At 56.6% G+C, this 6053-nt stretch carries 3 protein-coding genes and 1 pseudogene; 3 read left to right on the top strand and 1 reads right to left on the bottom strand.

Annotated elements, in window-relative coordinates; translation table 11 throughout:
* Positions 1-132: 132 nt before the first annotated feature.
* The 3 genes and pseudogenes from C8J40_RS19935 to C8J40_RS19920 form a co-directional block, all read left to right on the top strand.
* A pseudogene (locus C8J40_RS19935) lies at positions 133-785 on the top strand (IS3 family transposase); the annotation flags it as partial.
* Positions 786-1188: 403 nt separating this feature from the next.
* The gene (locus C8J40_RS19930; protein WP_132898519.1) at positions 1189-2049 is read left to right on the top strand and encodes a glycosyl hydrolase; all 861 of its coding nucleotides are present in this window, start codon (positions 1189-1191) and stop codon (positions 2047-2049) included.
* Positions 2050-2150: 101 nt separating this feature from the next.
* On the top strand, positions 2151-3110 hold the full coding sequence (locus tag C8J40_RS19920; protein WP_132898518.1) for an IS481 family transposase: 960 nt from the start codon (positions 2151-2153) through the stop codon (positions 3108-3110).
* A gap of 1719 nt (positions 3111-4829) precedes the next feature.
* On the opposite strand, the gene C8J40_RS19910 is transcribed toward C8J40_RS19920, so the two are convergent.
* Positions 4830-5840: a polysaccharide pyruvyl transferase family protein gene (locus tag C8J40_RS19910; protein ID WP_132898516.1), complete on the bottom strand. Its 1011-nt coding sequence runs from the start codon at positions 5838-5840 to the stop codon at positions 4830-4832.
* Positions 5841-6053: the final 213 nt, after the last annotated feature.

The following is a 6053-nucleotide window of genomic DNA, read 5'->3' as shown; positions in this document are numbered from 1 at the left end:
CGCCGGGCTGTGGTTCAGGCGGGGTCGCTTGCTCATCTTGCCTCCTGCTCGCGGCCAGCATGGCCGCTATCAGATCGGCAATCCACTTATCCCCTGTTCAGTTTCCCTGAACCACCTCTGTCGTCGGTGCGCTACATCTCGCACAAGCCGGACCAGACGCCGCTGGTGATGCGCATCCGCGATCTGGCGGCAACGCGGACGCGCTATGGCTATTTCCGGATTTACATTCTGCTACGCAGGGAAGGATGAGTCGTGAACCATAAACGCGTCTACCGGCTTTATCGGAATGATGGGCTGAGCCTTTGTGGTCGATGGATTTCGTCTCGGACGCCCTGTTCGACGGCCGGCGGTTACGAGCGCTTACCGTCGTCGACGCCTTCACCCGCGAAGCTCTAGCGATTGATGTCGACCAAGGTATCAAGGGCGAGCAGGTGGTCGAAGCGATGGCACGGATCTCGTCGATCCGCGGCGCGCCCAAGACCATTCGCCTGGACAATGGTCCGGAGTTCATCTCGAAGGCGCTTGACCGCTGGGCGTATGAGAACGGCGTGACGCTGGACTTCAGCCGGCCGGGCAAGCCCACCGACAATGCGTTCGTAGAATCGTTTAACGGTCGCCTTCGCGACGAGTGCCTGAACGCACACTGGTTCCTGTCCATGACCAACGCCCGAGCCAAGATCGAGGCCTGGCGACGGGACTATAACGAGAGCCGTCCTCACACATCGCTTGGCTGGATGACGCCGGTCGAATATGCTGCTGCAGCGGCCGCCAAGGCGGCCGAATGAAAGCCGGAAACTCAGTTTCAGGTTGGATGAGAAACCGGGGGACCCTCACATCGTCCGAGGTGTCGATGCCCAACCTGACATCAACTCACCCGCTCCGCATTCGATGATTACCGTTAGAAAACGGTCCTGCCATCGCTTACAACCGCTAAAAAGCGGACCGGCTTCGACGCGACGCTGCGCTAACTTTGACTCGGCTCAGATTCGACAGCGGACCGTCTCGTTCAACCGGTTATGTGGCAGACGGCACCTCCCAAACGCTGGAGCACGGAAACAGTGTCGCCAATACCGTGCTATTCGAGGATATGGCGCCAGATACCAAAGGTACGCTGGATCTGACGTTCGCGTCTGCTGCCGGCCCAACATATGGCTATCCGAACGTTTTTAAGATTACGGAGTTCTTAGAATGAACGTCTCAATCTATAATGGTGCCGCCGATGAAAGGCTGACCTTTCTCCGCGCTTGGGAAAAGTGGGCCGGGGTGAAGGTGTCATCAGTCACGGTAAATGGCTCGACGCAGGCTGAATGGAAAGAGATGATCTCGTCGATAGGGTGGCTCGTCCATTGTTATTTGAAAAACCCCGACGTGAACCCGGTCATCGGAGTATCCATGCTTCCTCGCGGATCAAGCCATAGCATTGCACGTTACATCGCCCATTGGGGCGATCGGGAGGCGCGATACTATCCGTTTGATCGGATGATGTTGGAGATCGTGCAGCTTCCAAAGCCTGTCGTCCGACTCGGTTGGGAGTTCAATCTGAAGGACTGGCCATGGTATGCGAAGACCCCGGCTGAGTTCGCGACGCTGTGGCGCCTGATCGTCGATCATACTCGCAAGAACATTGTGGGCGGACATCGCGTAAAATGGGTTTGGTGCCCGTCGATTACCGGCTGGAACAAGATCGATGTCGCTGCCTGTTACCCCGGGGACGATTATGTCGATGTGATCGCGGTAGACATGTACGACATGGAGGAGCCGCAACCGGGCGCGGACGCAGCTGCACGTTGGGCTTTGCTCCGTGATTGCCAATTCGGGCTTGGGTGGGCAGCAAGATTTGCGCGCTACCACGGCAAGCCGCTGCAGATTTCCGAAGTGGGCGCCGGCAAGTTCGGCGATAACCCCTATTTTGTTGAGCAGCTTGCGATCTTTGCAAAATCCAATGGCTGCGACCTGTTCTGGTGGGAGAACGACAACGCGTACCCTGGCGCGCTCATGACCGGCAAACGCCCGAAGCAGGCAGCGGCCTTCCGAAAAATGTTTCGATGATCAAACGCTGTGCTTATCCAGTGTCGCAGCGACATTTCACCTAGGTGTTTGATCCCACGGTTTGATGGTGCGATCCTTTCGTTAGAATGGAAGGAAGCCATATGGGACAGGTACGTCACGGGAGCGCCACGACCACGCACGCCGTCAGAGCAGCAATACAGCGATCGCAAGCTTCGCTCTCGACGCTGAGCCGGGAGCTTGGGATCAACCCCAAGACGGTGGCGAAATGGCGGAAGCGGGCGACGGTCGAGGATTTGAAGACCGGGCCGAAGGCCCCTCACTCCACGACCTTGACCCAAGCCGAGGAGGCAGCTGTCGTCGCATTCCGGCGCCACACACTCCTGCCGCTCGACGATTGTCTCTATGCGTTGCAGCCGTCGATCCCGCATCTGACACGGTCAGCGCTGCACCGCTGCCTGCAGCGGCACGGGATCTCCCGCCTGCCGGATATCGAGGGCGACAAGCCAAAGCGACAGCGCTTCAAGCGCTACCCGATCGGCTTCTTCCACATGGATATCGCCGAGGTTCAGACAGCCGAAGGCAAACTCTACCTGTTCGTCGGCATCGACCGCACGAGTAAATTCGCGGTCACCCAGCTCGTCGACAAGGCTGACAGGCGAACGGCGTGGGAGTTCCTTGAACACTTGTTGAAAGCGGTGCCGTACCGGATCCACACGATTCTGACCGACAATGGCATCCAGTTCGCCGACCAGCCGCGCAACCGTAACACCGCCTGGTCGCGTCAGATGCGCTTCGACATGATCTGCGAAGCGAACGACATTGAGCACCGGCTCACGAAGCCGAACCACCCCTGGACCAACGGACAAGTCGAGCGGATGAACCGTACGATCAAGGAGGCGACCGTCAAACGCTTCCACTACGAAAGCCACGAGCAGTTACGGGTGCACCTCGCCGACTTCATGGCGGCCTACAATTTCGCCCGTCGGCTCAAGACGCTCAGCGGCCTCACGCCTTACGAATACATCGCCAAAATCTGGACGGCAGAGCCGGATAGGTTCATCGTCGATCCGATCCACCAGATGCCGGGACTAAACACCTAGAGCGCTCGATCCACTTTCAGCAGCAGTCTGGGCCGTTTTACTAACCGCCGCAACCGATGTTTGCCGAAACACAATATCGATTTCTTTCGGCAAACATCAAACCCTTTATAAGATCCAGGGTGATAAGCGCTTATGAAAATAGCGCTTTAAAGTTCGTTGCCCATACTGGCCACGCATCAGACCGTCGGTTGGACGGCTCGAGTCAGCGCGCAACGCCGCGGGGGCATTCAAGAATACCTTCAAAGCTTCTCCCGACAGATCAGCTCCGAAACATGTCGCGGCGCGCCTTGCACCGCTTAGCGTATGAGGAGTCCGCGAACAATAAATCGACTGTCATCGCGGACACTGGGATAGGCTACCGCCGCCAAGCTGTACCCAATGAGGAAGCTTATGCTGTTCAATGCAATTGACACCAACTCGTTGGGAGGCTGAAAGAAGTAGGCTGCCGCCAAGCATGCAAGTATACCAACACAAGCGGCGATTAAGGCTGGGCCTGACGCAGTTACGGCAGCTCGCCATGCCCCAGGGACACGCCTTTGGACAATGATGAGCAGGCTCGCCGAATATATGCACGATCGGAACACGTGCCCGACAGCGACCCCTATCACCCCGAAACGAACCGAAACCACCAAGATCGCAGTGCCTACGAGGAATTGGATTATGTTACCTCTCAACATATAGGGCGCTAGACCCAAGGATGTTATCAGCGGTACGGTGAGGACGTTGATAACGGCTGGCACAGCCAGAAGGGCGAAAATTTTGATTATCAGCGCGGCTCCTAACCAGCTACTGCCGGCTGCTAAATAGATAACAGCCTCCGCGTTTACTGCGAGTAGCGTAAACGCAAAGACGGTGAGCACATTGGCGACCCGAATAATTCTTTTGTAATTTTCGAAAGCCGTGCCCTCGTCGCCCGAAGTAAAACGTGCGTAAGCGACCATAGAAAAAGGTGTCAAGACAAATTGTATACTCGCTTCAGCAGCCCGTATGCTAAGTCTCCAAAGACCGAGCGCGGTGCTCGTGAGAGAACTGGCTATTACAATCTCGATGACTCGCTGATTGGAATTTACCATAAAGCTGGCGCCAACTATAGATAGCGCTTCGGACAGGAGCGCTCTGGAAGGCCAAGAAATCTTCGTCTTGGGAACGCGCCAACCGCTCGCCATAAAAGACGTCAAGGCACCAACGGTGACCTGGGTTATCCGAAACACGGGCAGCGCATTGGCGTCGTGGATGACAAAAAGCCATGCTAGGCCAGCTGCGCAAGCTGCTAAAGAAGCCGAGAGCTGCCGGACGGATAACAGTTGAAATGCTCCGTCTCGGATTATTCGTCCCTCGGCAAGCCCGCTAGAGCCCTGTATGAGAGGGCACATGCCAGCTATCAACAGAGGCAGGCCTAGCTGAGGGCTTCCTGCCGCAAACAGTATAACTCCCGCGCTGAGCAGGGCAAACGAAAGTGTGCCGGAGAATAGAATGACTACTCCAAAGAGCCCGCGCTCGCGGCTGGGTTCTAGATTACGATGTCTGACAAATACTTCGGTACTCCCCAACCTTGATAGAACCAGGGCCACCTCCACCGCTATCATACTAGCGGTGACGATTCCGAGTTCTGTTGGCGTCACTGAGTGAACCAATGCGAAAAAGAACCCGATGTTAATCAGGTTCTGTCCGACGCCCCCAAAAAGACTTGCAAAGGACGAACGAACAAAACTCACTTCGTCATCCTGCCCGCATCTTTTTCACCATCGAGTCACGCGCTGTAACTAGCTGTTCAAGCGTGTCTAGAAATGTCCGCTCTTCACTCAGGTATGACGGACCCTTGGCCGCTGCCGTCAACGCTTGCGCAGCCTCCTCAAGGAAGGGAAAGGCGAGCCTGCTGCTAATTCCGCGGACGAACAGCTTAAGCCTGCTGGACCCATTGCCGTGCGTTGAGGGAGCCTGGCTGGCTGCATACCGAACACCAAAATCTGCGATCAACGCTTCGTCGCTCATAGACGCAGTATCGAACGCCACAGCAATACCCTGCTTATTGGCCGATTCGACTGCTTTATTCTGACGTATCGTTTCCCAAAATGAGCTGGGCGGTATAGTCCGCGGCTCGTAGCGCAGATTCAGCGAGCGACACCAGTCGAGCCATTTGAACGGCAGAATTTCCCCGGAACTCGCGACCGGAACCCAAGGAATACGCAAAGTGTCTGCGACGATCGCGCCGTGCATCGCTTCCGTGACGACGAGCTTGGCGCGGGCGAATGCGTTCAATATCTCTTCCGGCTGACCCATCGGGTTCACGTACCGGATGCCAGCGTGGCGACACACTTTCTCCCAGTTTCCGCCAAACGTCGAAGTGAAGTGGGGCATATAAAGAATTTCATCACGGGGGGCCGGTGGAACCAAGTTTGGTATGGAGGCAAGCAAGACTGCCGCATCCGTTATGCCCTTCGAAGGCAGGCCGACCAGCTTGGCCGTTAGGGGGCCTCGAACCGCTTCTATATTCCAACCCGTCCAGTCATCCGGGAGCGGCGCATAGCCGGCTCCAGAACCAAATACAAAAACCCGTTTTGCGGCTAATCGTTTGGGATCAGCGTATTTCTGCGCAAAAATGCTGCCGATCCCAAAAAGCGCGATATCATCCGCTGCCATTACATCGGCCGGCAAGACTTGAGGCCACAACAATGCGTTGAGGTCATCGCCAAAATTGGCCGTGGAATTATACCGGATAACGTCGATCATGGATACGCGCCCTCGCGAACAAGCTCCGAGTGCCGCGGCCACCCGTCATAGGTTCATGCTGCGGCGCAGCGCGCAAGTCAACGATCCGAGTAAGAGGTGGCTAGGGGAATTTGCACAGCGGGGATAAGTGGATTGCCGGTCTGATAGCGGCCATGCTGGCCGCGAGCAGTGGGCAAAATGAGCAAGCGACCCCGCCGGAACCACAGCCCGGCA

It is taken from the genome of Sphingomonas sp. PP-CC-3A-396 (genome assembly GCF_004343105.1).
Classification (GTDB): Bacteria; Pseudomonadota; Alphaproteobacteria; order Sphingomonadales; family Sphingomonadaceae; genus Sphingomonas.
This window is presented reverse-complemented; position numbering and strand designations above follow the sequence as displayed.